Raw genomic sequence first — 19,924 nt, forward strand, 5'->3', positions numbered from 1 at the left:
GGAAAGATAATATTGAAAAGTAAGGCAAAAATGATAACGAAATAACGTGAATTACGCTTACTAGCCATAAATTTTCTCATGTAAGATTGTTGCATTATCCAGATGTCTTACAATTTGCTTCGAATCTTTCCCGTATCGTTGCGGCTTTAAGAACTCTTATCGGGCGCATTAACGGGAAAGCTAAAACGGAAACATGCTTAGTAATCACCGGGCTAATGCAGGGTATTAGTTATGTATTTTTAGAAGGCTGAAGCAAAAATAGTATGCACAGCCAGAATTGCAGGGAAATTTCAGCAATTCACTACTTCCCTTTCTGAAATTCAGGGCTGAACTTGTATCACACTGCGGGTGTGTATATGCTGTGTGCCTTTTTAGACATCGGTCAAACGAAACAGGCTTCGGGGTATTTCCACCCTGAGGCAGGTTTCAGACAGGAGCATTATTCATGCGAGTGATTCTGTTGGGTGCCCCGGGCGCGGGTAAAGGTACACAAGCCCAGTTCATCATGGAAGAATTCGGTATTCCCCAGATTTCTACTGGCGATATGCTGCGTGCCGCGATCAAGAATGGCACAGAGCTGGGCAAAAAAGTGAAAGCAGTCATGGATTCCGGTTCCCTGGTTTCTGACGACATCATTATCGCCCTGGTGAAAGAGCGTATTGCTGAAGCGGATTGCGCCGGTGGTTTCCTGTTTGACGGTTTCCCTCGAACTATCCCTCAGGCAGAAGCGCTGCGCGATGCCGGTGTTGAGATTGACCACGTTGTTGAAATTGCCGTTGAAGACGAAGAAATTGTTCAGCGTATGGGCGGCCGTCGCGTGCATCCAGGCAGTGGTCGTACTTACCACGTCGTTTACAACCCACCCAAGGTTGAAGGTAAGGATGACGTAACCGGCGAAGACCTTATCCAGCGTAAAGACGACGTAGAGGAAACCGTACGTCACCGTCTGGGTGTCTACCATGAACAGACAGCTCCGCTGGTAGACTTCTACAAGAAGATTGAAGGTGAAACCCGTTACACCTGTGTAGAAGGTGCTGGCAGTGTTGACGACATCAAAGGCAAAGTGCTGGGCGCGCTGAAGCCAGTGGCTGTATAAGCAGAGAAGTTCATGAAGTTACTGGCGCTGGATACTGCCACCGAGGCCTGCTCTGTTGCACTGAACCTTGATGGTGAAATAATTGAAAACTTCCAGATGCTGCCACGTCGTCATAGCCGTGAACTGCTGTCGATGGTTGAGCAGATTCTGGGAGATGCCGGTCTCTCCTTAAGTCAGATTGATGCCCTGGCTTTTGGTCGGGGACCGGGTGCATTTACCGGTTTGCGGGTTGCAACCGCCATGGTGCAGGGGCTGGCCTTTGCTGTGGATAAGCCGGTGCTTGGTATTTCCACACTGGCAGCGTTGGCACAGGAAGGCCTGCGTCGTTTCGGGGCCACTTCCGTACTGTCGTCTATTGATGCCCGCATGAATGAAGTTTACTGGGGTGCGTTCCGGGAACAGGATGGTTTAATGCAGCCGGTTCAGGATGAAGTGGTTATTGCTCCGGAAAAAGTCACTGTGCCAGAGGGTGATGACCAGTGGCTGGGCATGGGAACTGGCTGGGCTTACCGTGAAAAAACAGCTGCCAGCGTCGTAGATTGCCATGTTGACTGTTACCCTCGTGCTGGAGACATTGCGCTATTAGCGGCTGACCATTACCGTAACGGATACACTGTTCCTGCGGAACAGGCCATGCCCGTTTACCTGCGCGACAAGGTTGCACTCAAGAAGAGTGAGCGTTGACAGAAAGGGCTATTTTGTCATAGCTCTCTGACAATACCTCATGACCCAGAGGTTCAACACAGTTCTGCAAACACTCAGCTTTTCAGCTCCCACTCTACCGCTGAAGCGGTGAGAGTGGGAATACGCCAGCAGCCATCAATTCAGACAAGAAGGTAATTCCCGCAGGGTTTATGTGTACTTTTGTTCCAAAAATTATTCAGAATGGCAAATGCTCCTTTATAATTTTTTTGGATTGAGAACTCGCAAATGAATTAATGGCTTTTTCTGCCAGTTCATCAGATAGATCAAAAAGATAACTGCTGGCATCCTCTAAGGTTTGCTCACAACGCATAAGAGTGTTTTCAAAAGATCCTAAGCAATGATCGTTGAAAGTGTTTTCTATTGATAAATTATATAAACTTTCAAAGAAATGTTTTTTTATCAAATAATAGTGTTTTTTATCTCTCATCGTATTTCTTATTTCTAAATCTAAAGAATGTACCAGCTCTTCTGGTGAATAAGAATTTCTTATACGAACATCTTTTAATGTCTCGCCATAAAGTTTGGAAATTTTTTCTTTATCCTCAGTTGTTATTGAATTTTCAAAAGATGGTAACCATTCATTCAAATATTTATCTTTTATTTGTAGTTGAGATGCTAAGCATGTTGAGGGCCAATGATTTAGAGGGGAAGGGGTTTTGAAAAAATTATTATGTGGCTGACCTTGATTGTTACTATCTGTAGTATTTATTGCGTAAATATTATTAGCAAATATCATTAACAAGATGAGACAATAGGCTGGATATAAGAACTGCTTAGTAAGCATGAATTATAAACCTGTTTGTATTAAAAATATCGAGTATAGAACAAAGGAGTTTTCCTGCTATGAAAACTGAAGATTTCGACAAAGCCTTTGATGACGGTAGTGATCTGATTGATGATGTCGTTCAATGGGACAAAGGTCATCGCCCTGACTTTGAGACCAAACCCGTCGGTGAGACAAAAGAAAATCTTCAGCCTATAACTGACCATGCCCGTTTACCTGTGCGACAAGGTTGCACTCAAGAAGAGTGAGCGATAACAGGAAGGGTTATTTTGCCATACCCTCTGACAATGCCTCATGACCCAGAGGTTTAACACAGTTCTTCAGGTTTGACAGAAGTGTGGTTGATCAAGTCTAATGAGTGTCAGCTGCAATAAACGTCAACAGTGGAGTAAAAATGGAAATAATAAACTTCTCTGAATATATTCCTGAATTAGTTTCTGTATCAATGATTGCAATTTTCATGGCGATCAGTCCGGGAGCTGACTTTGTAATGATCACCAGGAACAGTATTTTTTTTAGCCGAAAAGCTGGAATATTTTCATCTTTAGGTGTAAGTGCTGCTCTTTGGCTACATATTACCTATTCAATAGCAGGGCTTGCCGTAATAATTTCAAAATCGATCCTACTCTTTTCCATAATAAAATATTTGGGTGCAGCTTATCTGATTTTTATAGGCTGGCAGACATTTAAATCTAAAAGTGATATTGAAATATGTGGAACAACAGGGTCAATGAGTTCATTTTCAGCATTTAAAATTGGGTTTATAACCAATGCGTTAAACCCTAAAGCTACAATCTTTTTTCTCAGCATATTTACTCAAGTTGTTAAGCCTGAAACCCCAATAGCCATACAAATAATGTACGGGGCTATCATATCTTTTACTCACTTAATCTGGTTTACTTGCGTGGCAATTTTTTTGACCCAGCCAAAATTACTGAAAGCGTTTACGAAGTCTAAAAATACCATTGAAAAATTAGTCGGTGGTGTTCTGGTCGCTTTTGGTGTCAAGGTGGCAACCCACTCAGGCAGCTAACACGGCACTTTGACTTCCCAATCTGGATTCAACGCTTTTGACAAAGAGGCAGTCAGGCCTGGAGCTGCCTGCCAGGCGATAGTGAAACATGTATGGCTGAGAAGTTAGGAACTAAGCTTAACTTTGTTCAAAAAGACCTTATTAAAAAGTCGACAAAAGAACCTGGAAGAGTATTTACTGTAAAAGAAGTTGCTAACTCCTATGGTATTTCTGAAAATACTGCGAGGGCTTAGGGGCGCAGCATTCAATAACTTACCGGGCTGTTGGCTTTTGGCTATTAGCTGCTCATACAGCCAACCGCCAACCGCCAACCGCCAACCGCCAACCGCCAACCGCCAAAAGCCAAAAGCCAAAAGCCAAAGGGTGCGGTTCATTTGCTACGACGAAGCCCTATTCACCACCAACTCACCGTAATTTCGTTTCTTAGAACACGAATGGTGATATGACCAGTATTCATCCCAGTCTCCACTGGAGTTTATTGAGCGAAGCTTCAGAATGGCTTCCGCGCCTTGCAGGCTCCATCGTGCGCCTGTTATATCAAGACGGTCATTTATCAAATGTCGGCAAGCGCCTTCAATCACTCCGCTGGCAATAGGAAAGCCTGAGCGCAGCGCCTTATCGTAGCAAAGCCGGTCTCTGTTTTTTTGCAGATAGCCAGCACATTTATCAATAGCTTCCCGATTCTTCAATTTTCGTTTCGTGGCACTTTGCTTTATGCCCCTGGCTACCCAGCCCGACTGCCCATGAAGAATTTTCAGTGCTTGCTGCTCAACCCATTTCTCAATAGATTTATCACCTTTATCATGCAGACAATGAGCGGCTTTCCACAGATATTCCAGCACATGAATGAAATCCATTACGATGCTGGTTTTGACCTGTTTTCTGCGGGCGACTCTTTCAATCATTTTCAGTTGATGCGGATGCCCATCGACCACGACAACCCATTGTCGTTTTCGTTCCGGGTCACGCTTGAGAGCCTCATCAAAGGCTTCTTCGATGACTGTTTCTCCGTCCCTCTCAACACTGGCCCAAACCCTCTTGTTGCGTATTGGAGGTCGAAATTTGACGACATTGTCCGCTTTCTTTTCAGAGTTCATGATGGACTCTGGTGAGCGTGGGTTTGCCCGCACAGTGTAAACAGTCGCCACCATAGCCATACGCTTCCGGTCTTTCTTTTCTCCCGGACTTAAACGTGTCTGACATTTTTTCTTGCTTTTCTCTGCATTCTTGCGGGTCGCTTCCCTTAACCCATCTGGCAACATGACCAGACCTTTCCCATCAAAGCTCAGAACCAATAGATCATCTGTTTGCTCATCTTCTATGGTTCGTTGTTCATAGAATTCGACAAAATCCTGAGCTGTGCCTTCAACCAGCTTTATTGCCTGGTGCTTGCCAACTATGCCGGGGCAATTTTCACGATGCCGTTTGACGACATTGTCATAAGAACGATCAATAGCATCCGTGACCACACGCTTGCGTACACCATCAGAATATTGGTCGTTATTAAGGTTGAGCCCGGCATCCAGTGGGAATTCGTTGGAGACATTGCGCTGGCTATAAGCAAACCGTTTGACCGTTATCTTGCCAAACACCGTGGTGAGAACCCGGCTGGTATTTTGACGAATATGGTTACGAGGTATGCCGTCAGAGGGAGTGACAGACACTGCTCTTTCTTCATCTTCAGCCTGTTTATCGAGATAGCCCTGAAACATTAGCCGAAGCAGCTCGTCCCCATTGGTTCGAATGTACTCTTCAGTTGTGCCATGTTCCTGCAGGCAGGCAGATTCGAGGTGGCGGATCATGCTATTAAAGTGATCCTGTGCAGGAGAAAAAAATTGAAAGTCGAGAGTATTAGCGTAAGATGCGTTCACAAAGGGCTGCTTTTCCGGTGTTATTTGTTTGGCGACGTTATATCACCACGAAACAGCCCTTTTTTCTTTGCTCTCGGTCGTCAAAGTAGTTGGTTTTGCTGGGGTAGAGCGTCGTAGCAAATGAACCGCACCCAAAGCCAAAAGCCAAAAGCCAAAAGCCAAAAGCCAAAAGCCAAAAGCCAACAGCCAACAGCCAACAGCCAACAGCGGTATATTATGTTCTGCTGCTTCCCTTACTTGAATAAGCTGGTCAAACATAAACTTATTCTTCAAACCAGGGACGGCAGAACTTTATTGTACATCGCTCCTTCCGACTTAAGGGCTCGTCTGCCGGAGACGCGAGTCTGACAAATGCTTCCTGCTCTCCCTCTCACTCCTACTCCTCAGGCAGAGCTACGAAGCATCCAGGAAAAGGGGTGCTATAATATCCCCGTTACTAGCCTTCAATTATATGCAATCCTGATAAAATGAATCCGATTGCTGTTTTACGCCCAGCCCCCGAAATGCACAAGCAGTTACTGGATGGAAAACTCAACCTGTTTGGTTTGAACTGGCATGGAGAGAGTGTCCAGAACCTGATTATTCTAGCCCATGGAGGAATAAAAAAATCTAATGCTCTCAAGGTTAGTCGACATATTACCATTCCCGCATGGACAACCTTGTTTTTTTATGCGCCTGCTGGCTTTGTACTTTTTACTAAGGACGGTTTGAGTAAGTTAATGAGAGGAAAATACCCCCCCCTGGAGGCTGTATTGCCCAATGAAAAGACACCCAACTATGAGCTGTTCTTTGATGGTAAAGAGGATTCTTTAAAGGAAGTGGCGATTCATATGAACCTCATTAATAGCCGATATGATTTTACCCCATCCTTTGCCCGGCACCCGTTCAGAGTCTACGACGTTGTCACCACAGAACCGTCCGGTCCCAAAGGCATTTCCCTGAAGGAAGTTCTCAATGTGCTTTATCGCACAGGCCATCCCTACCAGAAAATCCATTGCCTGTTCTGTCGCAGTATTTACGGAGCAGAGCGTCAGGATTACAGACCTGGTTATCACAATCCTCCATTCCGTTCTGAATAGCCTGAACTTCTGGAAATATCACAGCCTGCCTGACTCAGCAAGAAAAGACTTGAGATAGCTGAATGCCTGGCGACATACTGTATAGTTTTAAAATGGATAAAGGATCACCCCATGGATTTTCTGCAAATCATTATTCTTGCGTTGATACAGGGTATTACCGAGTTTCTGCCGGTCTCCAGCTCAGGACATCTTATTCTTCCGGCACAGTTGTTAGGCTGGAGCGATCAGGGGCTGGCCTTTGATGTGGCGGTTCATATCGGTACGCTGGCTGCTGTTATTGGTTATTTCCGTAACGATATTCTCAAAATCGCCATCGACTGGCTTGGCTCACTGGTGGGCAGAGGCTCAACCTTTAACAGCCGTTTGGGGTGGTACCTGATTTTCGCCACCATTCCGGCGGTGGCTTTTGGCTTTGCCTTGAAAGCCATCGGGCTTGATGAAGCCATGCGAACGATTGGCGTGATTGCCGGAACCACTCTGATTTTCGGTGCGCTACTTGGCTGGGCTGATCTTAAAGGACAACGTATTCAGCCCCTGGAAAAACTGACATTTAAACAGGCAATGATCATCGGTTTTGCCCAGGCGATTGCCCTGATTCCGGGGACTTCCCGTTCCGGTATTACCATGACCGCCGGTTTAATGCTGGGATTGACCCGGGAGGCTGCCGCCCGCTTTTCTTTTCTGTTATCCATTCCGGTTATTCTTGGAGCTGGCTCCCTGCTCACCCTTGATCTGGTTAAAGAGACTGCTCCGGTGGACTGGTCGGTACTGTTCGGTGGTGCAGTGGTTGCGGCTGTCAGTGCCTGGGTCTGTATTCATTACTTTCTGGCATTTATTAACCGTATTGGTCTGATGCCGTTTGTTATTTATCGATTCTGCCTCGGAGCGGTTCTGCTTTGGGTGATGCTGGGCTGAGCAGTATGCTCCGCTGTTAGCTGTTAGCTGTTAGCTGTTAGCTGTTAGCTGTTAGCTGTTAGCTGTTAGCTGTTAGCTGTTAGCCAGCAGCCAGCAGCCAGCAGCCAAAAGCCAAAAGCCAAAAGCCCGTTATATTTCTGATTGCTCCCCCTAACTGCTAAACTCCCATTTTTTCGCTTATGTCTGTTTGAATGAGAAAGCTGCGAATGTCCTTTTCTCTTTATATTGATTGTTCCGGTCTGGTTGAAGGGCTGGAAAAATATCATTGCCTTAAAAACCTGCATGATAAAGTACCATGCTCTGAATGGGTGACTGATACCAGAAGCTTACCTAAAGGCTCATTAATCCTGGGTTTTGAGGAGGATGTGCTCTGCCTGTGTCGTGCCGGTGATAAAGAAAAGCCAGTGTTTGTTGACTTTGTTGGCGGTAAGGCAGGGCATCGCCGCAAGTTTGGTGGTGGTAAAGGGCAGGATATTGCCAAAGCAGTCGGTTTGAATAAAGGCGTAACCCCTCATGTGCTTGATGGTACAGGAGGGTTGGGACGTGATGCGTTTGTGCTCGCCACTCTGGGTTGTTCTGTGACTCTGATTGAACGTTCGCCGGTCATTGCGGCTCTGCTACAGGACGGTATTGATCGGGCAAGGCTGGCTCCGGAGGTTGCCGCTATTGCCAACCGTATGAAACTGATAAACGAAGACAGTCGTCAGGCTATGCAAACCATGGCTGCCGATAGTCAACAGTTTGATGTCGTTTATCTTGACCCGATGTTTCCGCATCGGGAAAAGTCGGCACTGGTGAAAAAAGAGATGCGTATTTTCCAGGATTTGCTGAGTGGCGACCCTGATGCTGATGAGCTGCTGGCACCGGCAGAAGCTCTGGCGGCATACCGGGTGGTGGTTAAACGCCCGAAGCATGCGCCAGACCTTTCTGACAAAGAACCAACGTATCGTCTGGAAGGCAAAGCCTGCCGTTATGATATTTATGCCTTCAAAGCATTTGGTAAAGATAAATAAAATTGCAATATTTATTGTTTTTAATGGGCATGTTACTTGCGTAATAACAGTGTTGTGACTGATACACCAAAAGGAGCAGGAAAATGAAGCCCATAAAAAACATCTCTAAAAAGTTGTTTGGTGTCGAGAGAGACTCCCTTGACCGGCCAGTTAATGAAGTGATCTCTCAGCTTAATGCCAGTCGGGGAGGGGAGTGGACCTATGACCTGGATCAGGATTGCTACGAAGACATTCTGTCTGAAAGAGTGTGTCAGCCTTACGAAATAAAAGTGCGATAACAGTAACAGACTGCTGCAACGCCCTGTGTCGTACAGGGCGGCGGCCTTTGCAGTGATTCACTGCTGATCCGGTTCCAAGACAGGCACCGGCTGACTTTTCGTGGTTTGCAGAATACTGTGGCGCACTTCGCTGGTCAGTACCTTGAAGGCTTCTTCAGCCACCATCACAACCTCTTCGCCAAAGTTCAGCTTGTTGGTCTGACAGATGTCCAGTACACCGTTCAGGCGTAGCTGCCCGATAAAGCCTTTGAACAGGGCTTTATCAAAGAACTCAGGAGCATTCAGACCGTGAATGATGGACAGGCGCTGAGCCAGATCGCGGCTCTGGTTTTCCAAAGTCTCCTGCTCAATGGAGCCACTGCCATTACTGATCAGCAGACTGATGACCATGTAGAAACGTTCAATGGTCTGGGAAATAGCACGGGACAGAACCGTCAGCATCACATATTTGGATGAACTCTGTTCTGGCTGGTAGTAGACCCTGTCGCTGTCAACGGTAATCAGCCCTTCGTCCACCAGAGTGTTCAACCACTTGCGCACGACTCGCATAAAGCCCTGCTCACTCCAGTGCAGGAACAGTTCCGCTTTCAGGTAAGGGTACAGAATCGTACAGACGCGGTAGATTTCACGCAGGGTCAAACAGTCGTTGTTGACAAACAGACAGCACAGCAACGATGGCACAGCGAACATGTGTAATACGTTGTTGCGATAATAGGTCATGGCGACGGCGGTTTTTTCGTCCAGACTGTACACATCACCCAGAGAGTCGCTGATTTTGGTAACAACATTCAGTTTTTCCGCGTAACGCAGCATGGCATGGCCGTCGAGGTCGGTCATGACCGTTTTGGCACTGTATGGACACCGGCTCATGATACGGCAGTAAGTATCCAGCAGCAGAACCAGCTCCTGCTCGCCCAGCGCATGCCGGGGAGAGGACAGCAACGCCATCGCCACCAGGTTGATTGGGTTCAGAACGGCTGCGGAGTTGATACCACTGGCGATATTAAAAGCCAGCTGATTGGTAGCGTCTTTCAACCAGGCTGGTTTTTCGTTGACCGACGTGTGGTCTTCCCAGTCCGGCACTTGCTTGTCCAGCAGGGTTCCCAGGTCAATGGGGTCACCAAAGTTCAGCCAGGCTTTACCAAACTGATCCCTAAGCGCGGCAAGGGTGCTGAAAACGTCCAGAGGGGATTCTTTTTTCTTGGACTTGCCACGCAATTCTCCGAGATAGGTTTTCACTTCCAGCAGTTTTTCGTAACCGATATACACCGGTACAAAGGTCACTGGCTTGCGGCTGTCACGAACATAGCTGCGCATACTGATCGACAGCATACCGGTTTTCGGATTCAGGGTTCGCCCGGTGCGGGAACGGCCACCTTCCACGAAGTATTCAATCGGGAAGCCTCTGGTCGACAGAGTGTGCATGTATTCATGGAACACATTGCTGTATAGCGGATTGCCACGGAAGGTTCGGCGCATAAAGAAGGCACCGCCTTTACGCAAAATAGTGCCGACCACCGGCATATTCAGGTTAATGCCTGCGGCAACATGGGGAGGTGTCAGGCCTTCATAGTACAAAACATACGACAGCAGCAGGTAGTCGATATGGCTGCGATGACAGGGAACATAAACAATGCTGTGGGTTTGGGCCAGATCGCGGATTTTTTCGACATTGTTAATCGAAACGCCGTCGTATTGTTTATTCCAGAACCAGGTCAGCACGATATCCAGAAAGCGCAGCACCGGGTAAGAATAGTCCGACGCGATTTCGTTGGCATAGGAGCGGGCTTTCTGTTCTGCTTCGACCAGTGTGATGTCGTGGGCTGCTGCTTCCGCTTCAATGGCCTGGCGAATCTGTGGCGTATGGATCAGGGTATTGACCAGGTTACGACGGTGGGACAGGTCGGGGCCTATCACCGATTCACGCAGCTGACGAAAATGTACCCGCAGTATCCGGCCAACTTTACGCAGGGTTCGCGGGTGGTCCTGGCCTTCATCAACAATCTCGCGCAGAGACATGGCTGGATTGAAATGCACCATGGACTGACGGCCATGCAGCAGGATGGCGATAAACTTGCGAAACCGGCCACCCAGGCTGAAATTCCAGTCGAAGAGAAGTTTAAGGGCTGAATGCTCTTTGTCCGGGGCTCTGCCCCAGAACACGCTGACGGGAACAATCTGTACGTCACTGCCTTCCTGTTCTTCCACCTGTTGCAGCAGGTTTTTCAGAGTGTCGGAATGCTTTGGACGTTCCCGTTGTAAGATAAGACCTTCCTGTCTGGTCAGGAAAAAGTGAGCCCGGTCGCCCTCTCTGGCATCAGCGTCAATGTAGGCGTAGGGTCGAGGCAGGCCGGCTTTGCGGCAGACGTTCTCCAGCATCAGCAGGTCAGACAGGGAGCGGTTGCGCAGAACGTAACAAACCGGCTTGTCAGGCTGAAGACCAAGGGCTTCAGCGCTATTGTTCTGAACGGTAGGTTTTGTCACCAGTGCGAGCAGTTTACGCAAACTGTGAAAAACATAGCGGCTGAGTGTAATGGGTTTATGCATGGAATGGCTATAGCCTGCAACACAGATAATTTAGGTCGGAAAAAAGGTAGCAGAGAGCCGCACCTTTACAAATGGCCTGATTTTAGCTTGATTGTGTTCGGTGACGCAAAGTGGCAGATCAATGCCACGTCATATTCCAGGGTTCAATGACCACGCATGGTGCTACCCGGCATTCGGCCAGGACAGAGTGCCCTCTTCTCCAGACTCGGTGATTTGCCACCATTCATCCATATCCTCACCGTCAGACCACGGTGCTGCATTGGCACGAACCCGGCACTGGGCAAAGGACTGCAGGCTGCGGGCACACTCCCGGTCATCGCCCCAGGGCGTCTGTGGTGACTTAAACCAGATGCTGGTCCAGGCTTTGCCCACGGCGCTCTCGACGATCATCAGTGGAATATGCCCGTCCAGGATGAAGTCGTGTACCACCTTACCGCTCTGTACGGTTTCAACGGAGGAAAAACAGCTTTTAAGCCAGCTCTGAATATCAGTCAGCCTAAGGTTTTTGGCATAGATTTCGATGTCTTGAATCGTATCAGGCGTTGTCATATCAGTTGTCAGCAGTTAATGCTTATCGGTCAGCAAGCGAGTCAGAATGCCTTGATAAATCTGGCTCAGATCATCAAGGTCAGACGCTTTAACACACTCGTTGACTTTGTGAATGGTGGCGTTCACAGGTCCCAGTTCAACCACCTGGGTACCTGTTGGCGCGATAAATCGACCATCAGACGTTCCGCCGGAAGTGGACAGCCCGGCAGCTCTGCCGGTAATCGCCCTGATAGCATCACGGGTAGCGTCAACCAGAGCGCCGGGACGGGTCAGGAAGGGTTGCCCACTGATATGCCATTCAATGTCATAGTCCAGTGCGTGGGCGTCCAGGATAGCCAGCACACGTTGTTGCAGCTGTCCGGCAGTGACTTCCGGAGAAAAGCGGAAGTTGAAGTTTACCTGGCATTTACCCGGAATAACATTGCTGGCCCCTTCGCCCGCATGAATCTGCCAGATCTGGAAACTGGTGGGCGGAAAGTAGTCGTTACCATTGTCCCAGATTTCGCCAGTCAGCTCAGAAAGCGCCACAGCCACTTCGTGTACCGGGTTCTTAGCCAGATGCGGGTACGCCACGTGTCCCTGAATACCTTTTATCACCAGATGACCGTGCATGGAACCGCGACGACCATTTTTAATCACATCGCCAACCAGACGGGTGCTGGAAGGCTCCCCAACGATGCACCAGTCGATTTTTTCATAACGGGCTTCCAGATGCTCAACCACTTTGATGGTGCCATTTCTGGCGGGCCCTTCTTCATCACTGGTGATCAGAAAAGCGATGGAACCTTCATGGTCAGGAGATTCTTTCAGAAAAGCTTCGCAGGCGGTGACCATGGCGGCCAGGCTGCCCTTCATATCGGCTGCACCCCGACCGTGCAACATGCCTTCGTCGTCAATGATGGGTGAAAAGGGTGGGTTGCCCCATTTGTCTTCGGGACCGGTGGGAACCACATCGGTATGACCGGCAAAAGCGAGAACAGGGGCAGTGTTGCCTTTGCGCAGCCAGATATTATCTACCTCGCCAAAGCGTAATCGCTCTACTTTGAACCCTAAAGGTTCCAGCCGACTGATCATCAGTTCCTGGCAGCCTTTATCTTCCGGAGTGACGGAAGCGCGGCTGATCAAATCCATGGCGAGTTGCAGGGTTTCAGAGGTCATGCAGATTCTTCAGTGTTGTCATTTATTAAAGATCGATTGTAGCACTGGCCTGACATCATATTGTGAATATTAATCAGAAGTCTTTTGTTTGAATTACATTTATATCCACCAAAAAACGTTCAGTGAACGAGTGAGTGAGTGAAAAAGACGCTTTATCGCTCTGCAAGCAAGGTACATCCATTAAAAATCCATTACAAATAGTGAAAACTTTGTAAATGTAACTAATTTACAGCGTTAAAAATGAGCAATAGCACTAGAAATCCTTTACAAAAAGACTGAGCAATAAAAAGTACAAAGAGTGCTAAAACTTCGAATTGATGATACCGGTTCGCATATTCACGTAGCCCTGACGAATGCGATGGATAATTAATGATGCCTGTTGGTGTACGGTCTTTACCGGCACAAAGCGCATCTTCGGACGACCAACGGCTTCGCAGATGGCCTCTGCATCATTACTGTCGTTTTTTTCACCCTGTCGATACGGGGCGACGTATTCCGGGGCCATAATCCAGGCATCGTGACCCGGGTTAATAAATTCACGGGCTCAGTAATGAGCACCGGAGCAAGCTTCCATACTGATCAGGGCTGGAGGTAATTTGGCTACTTCTGGTAACAGGTGCTGGGGTTTTAGTGTTTTGCGAATGACGGTTTTGCCCTTCTGGTTAACACCATGCAGGCTGAACACATTTTTGGCCAGGTCGATACCGAGGGTTAAAGTATTCATGAGCTTCTCCTGATGGAATATATCGCTGCCTATACCAGTCTGGCATTATTTACCAAAAGTGGGAGGAGTCCATTTCATTCGTTAGCCTTATTATGAGCTTTTCGGAAAGCTCAAAAATTCAAGCTGCCAGATAAGGCAGCTTGAAACGATTTTAAGGTTAATTTCTCCTTCCGTTATTATTCAGAGCTTTCCGCTCTGCAAGAATGGCATCCACTGCATCAGAAATAGGAGTTTCCTTATTCATATTTCCACGAACATGTATTACTGCACCAGAAGCTTCTGAATAAGCTTGTGCTGAGTTTGGGTTACTATGAGTTAAAGCCATTTGGTTAATGATTTCACCATCGTTAATCTCATTTTTTTCCGCTCTATTCATAGCATTTCTATCTTTCCTAAATGCTCCTTGTTGCGTTAGTGTCCGGTTTTTCTTTTCGTCTTTGCTCATTGAGTTGACCTCTTCTCAATGGGAGTTAGTAATTTGGGTTATTCTACCCGGAGATAACCCGTATTCTTCAGCAAGTACTTTTTTCCTAATACCTGTTCTTGCTTTTTCCCTAATTTCTAAATCTCTTATTTTTACCCTTAAGCTTTCAATATCTCTGGCTTGATGATCAATTATTTTTTTTGAGGTGTTTTGCTTTACCTCAACATTATTAAGTCTACAAGAATGCTCATCCAACTCTTCAACAATCAGCTTAAGTGCATCAATGGTTCTGGACACAGTTGGTTACTCAGAATTAGAAGTTGGAGTCAAAGGTGGACAGTAAAGCAATGCCTGTCAAATCGAAAATTCAGCAAATTAAACTTACCTATGTAACTTACTGATTTATAAGTATAATATTTGATTAAAATTTAGCTTATCCTAAAAGTTTAATCACATCGTATTGAGGTTAAATATTGTACCTACGTACAAAATAAGGCTAAATCGGGTAAGAGCTGGTCTTTCTCCAGCTCTCCCCACGCCACACCGGCATGCGGGTCCGCACCGGGCGGTTCACAGAAAGTATTGACCTTCACAGGATTCAATAGCTGGTAGCTGTCATCTCTATTCTCTTGCCTGAGTCCGAGATTCGGCTGTCTATGATGGACCCCATAAAATGCTCTGATAGAATAAAAAATTTCTCGTAAGATGCCGATAAGTTATCATCAAATATAATATGCATAGACATGGAAGGTCTGCATGAAAACATTCAAAATTTATAAACATGATGAATATGGCTATGAAGCCGTGAAAGTAGGGTTTTCATGGCCTGGTTTTGTTTTCAACTCAGTATGGTTTCTTTATAAACAGCTTTGGTTTTATGCTGTATTATTTTTTATCACCTCAATTTTACTATCAGTAGCGGTAGCTGACTACAACCCTGTGATACAGTATGTACTGCTTATATTTTTAGCCATTTTAGCTGGTGTCAAAGGGAATAAATGGAGAGAAAAGAAGTTAGAAAGGAATAATTACCAACTTGTTAAAGCTATACCTTCTGAAAGTGCTGAGGAAGCAATAGAACGAATCGAAAATGAGAAAAATTCAAGTTCAGTAGAATATAATCAGAACAATGCTTTGAAGGAAAATATAAAAGGGATTACTTTAGGGAAGGTCGCTATATTTTTTATTTCTGCATTTTTCGTCATAATCCTAGAGTGCCTACTTTTTGGTTTTTTATATTACGTGCTTGAATTCAAAGCTGTTCCTAAAGGTCTGTTTTGGCTTGCTGCGCCAATATTTATTGGTTTAGCTTGTACAAGATATGATGTGCTAGTTTCAGAGTTTATCGCTAAAACATCAGATAAAGGTAAGCAAATATTTTGGCGTGGTAACTCATTTTCTAGATTTATCATTTTAAGCCCATTAATATGGATGATATTTGTTGGTGCTTATATTCTGGTATTTGATCCGTATGAAGGCTGGTTTAGCAGTGAAGATAAGAAGAATCTTATTAAATTTATAGTAACCCCACCACTTTTATTAGTTGTTTGCTATTTGCTTTATATAAAACTGATAAACCCTCCAAAAAAGAAAGAACGAAGCTAACAAAAAGTTTGAGTTCGTTCCGGGGCTTCGCCCCTCCACCCGAAGCGCCTTCGGTGCGCGGCTGAACTTGGCGTTATGCGTCTGCGAGTTAATCTAAAAAATTGATTATTAAGACAGAATTGATTAAATTATACGTTGGTATTAATTAAATACATTGCTTCTGTTGAGGATTTTTTTTGAAATTTCATGATTTAATGGATATACCATATAACCAAGATACAGGCTGTATTGATAAAATTTATTTGGAAAGTAAATTAACGAAAACTCCTGAAGATGTATTGCAGCAACTTTACCATGAACACGGACGTAACTTCGACTTCCAAAGTCAATACAAAGAAATTGATATTTCTGAAATAACTTGGGAACTTCAAGAGCTTCAGGCTGAAGAGTTACTAAGAATCAGTTACTATCATGAATTTTCACCATGGTTTGAAGGTGTGTTAAAAAGACCTGAATCATTTAAAACTAGAGGGTGGGATTGCATAGATACCAGACAAGAAATAAGAGAATTTTGGAGTCAATATAATACTTGGCTAACATCCCCAATAGTGTTTGATAATTCTGTGTATTCAATAGGATTAAAATATCATTTAGTTGAAGGACATACGAGAGTTGCTTTGCTTAAAGGATTAATACAGAACGGAGTTTTATCAAAAGAAACTAAACATAAAGTATGGATAGGCACTGCCAAAATTCAATAAATCAATAACGAGAATGACAATGAAGGAGGTCCAGCATGTCACCAATAGAATTTATAGGTTTTCTTATTTTTTGTGCTGGTATCCTTTATCTTTTATTGTCTATGACTCCAAAACAGTATGAGTGGTTTCTAGGAGCTTGGGTATTGCTTGGAATTGGTGTAGTAGTTTTCTTTACACTACCTTATTCGTTGATTCTTATTGTATTGTTTTTTGTAATAGCTAAATATTTATAACCCCACTCATTAATCAGAAATGAGTACGACGCATAAATCGGGTAGCTGGAGGTTTCTAACCTCCAGCCCCCAAATCATCACGGCTTGCAGGTCCCCACCCGGCGATTCACCAAGGATGGTGAAACCTGATCCACAAGTCTTTCAGGGAAACGTCCCCCTGTGTCAGGAGAGATATTCATAGCGAACCATAAAACACGACAAATAAAGTATAAATTCAGATATCCGAAGACAGTGATGAATCAGTATTGACGCGGCTGTTAACCCCCACATACCATGACGGCAATTTCAAATTTAGCAGTACCTCAAACATGGCTAAAAAACCTGCAAAAAAAGCCTCCCCTTCATCAAAGAAAGGCTTCGAAGAAACCCTCTGGGACTCCGCCAACAAACTCCGTGGCAGCGTTGAATCCTCCGAATACAAGCACATTGTCTTAAGCCTGATCTTCCTGAAATTCATCAGTGACAAGTTTGAAGATCGCAGGGCTGTGATCGGGAACGAATACGGCGCTGACTTTGTGGATATGGTGGACTTCTACACTATGGAGAACGTCTTCTACCTGCCGGAAGAAAGTCGCTGGTCGTTTGTGCTGAAACACGCCAAGCAGAACGACATTGCGGTGAAGATTGATACCGCCCTGCACGATATTGAGAAGAACAACCCACAGCTGGCAGGCGCATTGCCGGATAACTACTTCTCCCGTCTGGGGCTGGATGGCTCCAAGCTGTCGGCGCTGATTGATACCATCAACAATATCGAGACCATGGCGAATGAATGCCATATGACCGAAGAAGACCTGGTCGGTCGTGTCTATGAATACTTCCTCGGCAAGTTTGCTGCCAGTGAAGGCAAGGGTGGGGGCGAGTTCTATACGCCGAAGTCAGTGGTGACGCTGATTGCGGAAATGATTGAGCCGTACAAAGGCAAGATTTACGACCCCTGCTGCGGTTCCGGCGGTATGTTTGTGCAGTCCATCAAGTTTGTGGACAGCCATAAGGGTAACCGCAAGGATATTTCCATCTACGGGCAGGAATACACCAGCACCACCTACAAGCTGGCGAAAATGAACCTGGCGATTCGGGGCATTGCGGCGAACCTGGGCGATGTGGCGGGCGACACCTTCTTTAAAGACCAGCACCCGGATTTAAAAGCCGACTTTATTATGGCGAATCCACCGTTTAACCAGAAGCAGTGGCGGCAGGCCAGCGAACTCAGCGACGATTCACGCTGGGACGGTTATGAAACCCCACCCACCGGCAACGCCAACTACGCCTGGATCATGCACATGATCTCCAAGCTGTCGGACAACGGCACCGCCGGTTTTGTGCTGGCGAACGGTTCCATGAGTACCATTACCAATACAGAAGGGGATATTCGTCAGAAGATTATTGAAAACGATCTGGTGGATTGCATGATCGCCCTGCCGGGACAGCTGTTCTACACCACCCAGATTCCGGTGTGCCTGTGGTTCCTGACCAAGAACAAAAAAACAGATACCGAGCACGGTTATAAAAGCCGTGAAGAGGAAACCCTGTTTATTGATGCCCGCCAGATGGGTTCCATGGTCAGCCGCACCAATAAAGAGCTGACCGCTGAGGATATTGCCGAAATTGCCCGTACTTATCATGCATGGCGTGGAGAGAAAGACGCTGGCGAGTATGAGGATAAAGCCGGTTTCTGCAAGGCGGCAACGCTGGAAGAGATTAAAGCCAACGACTATGTGCTGACACCGGGGCGCTATGTGGGTGCTGCCGAGATAGAAGACGATGGTATTCCCTTTGAAACAAAGATGAAGGAACTGAGCCAGACCCTTTACCAACAGATGCAGGATGCGGATAAGCTGGATGCTGTGATTCGGCAGAATCTGGAGGTGTTAGGCTATGGAGTTTAAGCGTTACTCGTTTAAAGAGCTTTTATCGAATATTGTGGATAACAGGGGAAAGACATGCCCTACTCAAGAAGAAGGTATTCCTTTAATTGCTACGAACTGCATAAAAAATGACGCCCTATATGCAGTGTATGAAAAAGTAAGGTTCGTTTCACAAGAAACTTACGACACGTGGTTTCGGGGGCATCCAGAACCGGGTGATATTATTTTTGTTTGTAAAGGCTCTCCCGGTCGGATAGCTTGGGTTCAAGACCCTGTCCCTTATTGCATAGCTCAAGATATGGTTGCAATCAGGGCCGATGAGAAAAAAATTGATCCAAAGTTTCTTTTTGCTTTATTAAGGTCACCAAAAACTCAGGCAAGCATCCTAAATATGCATGTTGGAACAATGATCCCTCATTTTAAGAAGGGGGATTTTGCCAACCTGTATTTTGATATACCCATCGATATGGATCATCAAAAGTTTGCAGGCGAGTTGTACTACAAGCTTTGTCAAAAGATCGAGCACAACCGCCAAACTAACCAAACCCTCGAAAACATGGCGCAAGCCCTGTTTAAAAGCTGGTTTGTGGATTTTGATCCGGTGATCGATAACGCACTGGCGGCGGGCAACGCAATACCCGAACCTCTGCAAAAGCGTGCCGAACAGCGCCAGGCTTTGCAAGCCAGTGATGATGCGCCTGCACCACTGTCGGAAGCTATCCGCCAGCTGTTTCCCGCATCCTTTGTGTTTGATGCTGAGATGGGTTGGATTCCGGAGGGGTGGGAAATTGGCTGCTTGGAAGACATGTTGGTTTTGCAGCGTGGCTTTGACTTACCAAAAAGCAAAAGAACACCGGGGCAGTTCCCTCTAATTGTTGCCAGCGGACAAGATGGAACACACTCAGAGCACAAGGTAGAAGGACCAGGGGTTGTTACAGGTCGAAGCGGCAAGCTCGGTGAAGTCATGTTTGTGCATGACAACTTCTGGCCACTTAACACAACTTTATGGATTAAAGAGTACAAAAATTCCAATCCGTATCATGCATATCACTTGCTAAAGACACTTGGGTTAGACCAATACAATTCAGGCTCGGCAGTTCCAACGCTGAATAGAAACCACATTCACAATATGAGACTGTTAGTTCCAGCTAAACCTGTAGTTAGTGAGTATCAGAAGCTTGTTGCTGGCCATTTTAAAAAAATCCGACATAACAACCATGCTTCTGAAACTTTGGCAAAACTCCGTGATACCTTACTGCCCAAGTTGATCTCAGGGCAACTCCGCATCCCCGAAGCCCAACAACAAACTGAAGCCGCTGTCGCATAAGGAGCCCGCTCGTT

The 19,924-nt window shown here is 46.1% G+C and carries 22 protein-coding genes and 1 pseudogene; 14 read left to right on the top strand and 9 right to left on the bottom strand.

Annotated elements, in window-relative coordinates; all coding sequences use genetic code 11:
* Positions 1-445 precede the first annotated feature (445 nt).
* A complete protein-coding gene (adk, locus tag NX720_RS16955) occupies positions 446-1,096 on the top strand; it encodes an adenylate kinase (RefSeq protein WP_262596124.1) in 651 nt (216 codons plus the stop codon).
* A 12-nt stretch (positions 1,097-1,108) separates the two neighbouring features.
* Positions 1,109-1,780, top strand: coding sequence for a tRNA (adenosine(37)-N6)-threonylcarbamoyltransferase complex dimerization subunit type 1 TsaB (gene tsaB, locus NX720_RS16960; RefSeq protein ID WP_262596125.1), 672 nt, complete (start codon positions 1,109-1,111; stop codon positions 1,778-1,780).
* 196 nt (positions 1,781-1,976) lie between these two features.
* On the opposite strand, the gene NX720_RS16965 is transcribed toward tsaB, so the two are convergent.
* Complete coding sequence (locus NX720_RS16965; RefSeq protein ID WP_262596126.1) at positions 1,977-2,585, bottom strand: hypothetical protein; 609 nt, start codon at positions 2,583-2,585, stop codon at positions 1,977-1,979.
* A gap of 59 nt (positions 2,586-2,644) precedes the next feature.
* Between NX720_RS16965 and NX720_RS16970 the strand changes: the two genes are divergently transcribed.
* From NX720_RS16970 to NX720_RS16980, 3 genes are all read left to right on the top strand, one after another.
* Positions 2,645-2,833 (top strand): hypothetical protein, encoded by a 189-nt coding sequence (locus tag NX720_RS16970; RefSeq protein WP_262596127.1) that lies wholly within the window; start codon positions 2,645-2,647, stop codon positions 2,831-2,833.
* Positions 2,834-2,979: 146 nt separating this feature from the next.
* Positions 2,980-3,618, top strand: coding sequence for a LysE family translocator (locus NX720_RS16975; RefSeq protein ID WP_262596129.1), 639 nt, complete (start codon positions 2,980-2,982; stop codon positions 3,616-3,618).
* Between the two features lie 92 nt (positions 3,619-3,710).
* Positions 3,711-3,851, top strand: a complete 141-nt coding sequence (locus NX720_RS16980) for a hypothetical protein (RefSeq protein WP_262596130.1) — start codon at positions 3,711-3,713, stop codon at positions 3,849-3,851.
* Positions 3,852-3,995: 144 nt separating this feature from the next.
* Here the strand turns inward: NX720_RS16980 and NX720_RS16985 are convergent, their stop codons facing one another.
* Both NX720_RS16985 and NX720_RS16990 read right to left on the bottom strand, forming a co-directional pair.
* Complete coding sequence (locus NX720_RS16985) at positions 3,996-5,489, bottom strand: ISKra4 family transposase (RefSeq protein ID WP_262596131.1); 1,494 nt, start codon at positions 5,487-5,489, stop codon at positions 3,996-3,998.
* 42 nt (positions 5,490-5,531) lie between these two features.
* On the bottom strand, positions 5,532-5,747 hold the full coding sequence (locus tag NX720_RS16990) for a hypothetical protein (protein ID WP_262596132.1): 216 nt from the start codon (positions 5,745-5,747) through the stop codon (positions 5,532-5,534).
* Between the two features lie 209 nt (positions 5,748-5,956).
* Between NX720_RS16990 and NX720_RS16995 the strand changes: the two genes are divergently transcribed.
* The 4 genes from NX720_RS16995 to NX720_RS17010 all read left to right on the top strand — a co-directional run bounded on the left by NX720_RS16995 (position 5,957) and on the right by NX720_RS17010 (position 8,774).
* The gene (locus NX720_RS16995) at positions 5,957-6,568 is read left to right on the top strand and encodes a putative adhesin (protein ID WP_262596133.1); all 612 of its coding nucleotides are present in this window, start codon (positions 5,957-5,959) and stop codon (positions 6,566-6,568) included.
* Positions 6,569-6,679: 111 nt separating this feature from the next.
* Positions 6,680-7,483: an undecaprenyl-diphosphate phosphatase gene (locus tag NX720_RS17000; RefSeq protein ID WP_262596135.1), complete on the top strand. Its 804-nt coding sequence runs from the start codon at positions 6,680-6,682 to the stop codon at positions 7,481-7,483.
* A gap of 206 nt (positions 7,484-7,689) precedes the next feature.
* Positions 7,690-8,496, top strand: coding sequence for a class I SAM-dependent methyltransferase (locus NX720_RS17005; protein WP_262596136.1), 807 nt, complete (start codon positions 7,690-7,692; stop codon positions 8,494-8,496).
* An 83-nt stretch (positions 8,497-8,579) separates the two neighbouring features.
* Positions 8,580-8,774, top strand: a complete 195-nt coding sequence (locus NX720_RS17010) for a hypothetical protein (protein ID WP_262596138.1) — start codon at positions 8,580-8,582, stop codon at positions 8,772-8,774.
* Positions 8,775-8,831: 57 nt separating this feature from the next.
* On the opposite strand, the gene plsB is transcribed toward NX720_RS17010, so the two are convergent.
* The 6 genes and pseudogenes from plsB to NX720_RS17040 form a co-directional block, all read right to left on the bottom strand.
* Positions 8,832-11,321: a glycerol-3-phosphate 1-O-acyltransferase PlsB gene (plsB, locus tag NX720_RS17015; protein WP_262596140.1), complete on the bottom strand. Its 2,490-nt coding sequence runs from the start codon at positions 11,319-11,321 to the stop codon at positions 8,832-8,834.
* A 162-nt stretch (positions 11,322-11,483) separates the two neighbouring features.
* Entirely contained in the window at positions 11,484-11,870 is a 387-nt protein-coding gene (locus NX720_RS17020; RefSeq protein ID WP_262596143.1) for a hypothetical protein, read from the bottom strand.
* 15 nt (positions 11,871-11,885) lie between these two features.
* On the bottom strand, positions 11,886-13,028 hold the full coding sequence (gene dapE / locus NX720_RS17025; protein ID WP_262596144.1) for a succinyl-diaminopimelate desuccinylase: 1,143 nt from the start codon (positions 13,026-13,028) through the stop codon (positions 11,886-11,888).
* A 313-nt stretch (positions 13,029-13,341) separates the two neighbouring features.
* Positions 13,342-13,752, bottom strand: a pseudogene (locus tag NX720_RS17030) (IS110 family transposase); the annotation flags it as partial.
* A 157-nt stretch (positions 13,753-13,909) separates the two neighbouring features.
* A complete protein-coding gene (locus NX720_RS17035) occupies positions 13,910-14,197 on the bottom strand; it encodes a hypothetical protein (protein ID WP_262596145.1) in 288 nt (95 codons plus the stop codon).
* A 15-nt stretch (positions 14,198-14,212) separates the two neighbouring features.
* Complete coding sequence (locus NX720_RS17040; RefSeq protein ID WP_262596147.1) at positions 14,213-14,473, bottom strand: hypothetical protein; 261 nt, start codon at positions 14,471-14,473, stop codon at positions 14,213-14,215.
* 459 nt (positions 14,474-14,932) lie between these two features.
* On the opposite strand from NX720_RS17040, the gene NX720_RS17045 reads away from it, so the two are divergent.
* The 5 genes from NX720_RS17045 (at position 14,933) to NX720_RS17065 (ending at position 19,910) form a co-directional block, all read left to right on the top strand.
* Entirely contained in the window at positions 14,933-15,781 is an 849-nt protein-coding gene (locus NX720_RS17045) for a DUF2628 domain-containing protein (RefSeq protein WP_262596149.1), read from the top strand.
* Between the two features lie 176 nt (positions 15,782-15,957).
* The gene (locus tag NX720_RS17050; RefSeq protein WP_262596151.1) at positions 15,958-16,482 is read left to right on the top strand and encodes a hypothetical protein; all 525 of its coding nucleotides are present in this window, start codon (positions 15,958-15,960) and stop codon (positions 16,480-16,482) included.
* Between the two features lie 35 nt (positions 16,483-16,517).
* Complete coding sequence (locus tag NX720_RS17055) at positions 16,518-16,715, top strand: hypothetical protein (RefSeq protein WP_262596153.1); 198 nt, start codon at positions 16,518-16,520, stop codon at positions 16,713-16,715.
* 308 nt (positions 16,716-17,023) lie between these two features.
* Positions 17,024-18,604 carry a class I SAM-dependent DNA methyltransferase gene (locus tag NX720_RS17060; protein ID WP_262596154.1) on the top strand — a complete coding sequence of 527 codons (1,581 nt, stop codon included), beginning with the start codon at positions 17,024-17,026 and terminating at the stop codon, positions 18,602-18,604.
* The gene (locus NX720_RS17065) at positions 18,594-19,910 is read left to right on the top strand and encodes a restriction endonuclease subunit S (protein ID WP_262596156.1); all 1,317 of its coding nucleotides are present in this window, start codon (positions 18,594-18,596) and stop codon (positions 19,908-19,910) included. Before NX720_RS17060 ends, NX720_RS17065 begins: the two co-directional genes overlap by 11 nt.
* Positions 19,911-19,924: the final 14 nt, after the last annotated feature.

The organism is Endozoicomonas euniceicola (genome assembly GCF_025562755.1).
Taxonomy (GTDB): domain Bacteria; phylum Pseudomonadota; class Gammaproteobacteria; order Pseudomonadales; family Endozoicomonadaceae; genus Endozoicomonas_A; species Endozoicomonas_A euniceicola.